Source organism: Haloferax sp. Atlit-6N (assembly GCF_003383195.1).
Lineage (GTDB): Archaea > Halobacteriota > Halobacteria > Halobacteriales > Haloferacaceae > Haloferax > Haloferax gibbonsii.
Window position 1 is genome coordinate 1 of the sequence record NZ_QEQJ01000366.1, and the last position, 447, is coordinate 447.

Here is a 447-nt window from a genome sequence, read left to right on the forward strand (position 1 = left end):
CGGCGTGTCTGCGCGCCCATCGGAATCGGCGCGCGATGGGGGCGGGCACGCCCACGCACGCGAAGGGCGGCGAGACGGAGGTGGCACGATGAGCGGACGGGTCGCGAAAGCATCGATCGAAGACAACGATCTGCTGGAAGCGCTCGAAGCAGCCGAAGACGAACACGGGTCGATGGCTGAAGCGCTCCGGCACGCGCTGCGAACGACCTACGCCGACGAAGAGGACGCTGACAACGACGTCAGCACGAGTGGACTGCCAAAGGCGGCTCGGGAAGGCTACGAAGCGCTCCGCGAGCACGTCAATCCCGGCGAACGGCTGGCGCTGGACGCGGCAGAAGGCATCATCGCCCAGCGCGTCCAACTGCGGAAGCCGACGGTTCGCGACACGATCATCCGAAAGCTGCACGCAGCCGGCTGGATCGACGTTGAGCAGGGAATCCACCGGGT

Annotated in this window: 1 protein-coding gene; it reads left to right on the forward strand. The window is 66.9% G+C overall.

Annotation, left to right across the window (positions count from 1 at the left end; all coding sequences use genetic code 11):
• Positions 1-88: 88 nt before the first annotated feature.
• A partial coding sequence (locus DEQ92_RS22785; protein ID WP_115821819.1) for a hypothetical protein occupies positions 89-447 on the forward strand: 359 nt, incomplete at its 3' end.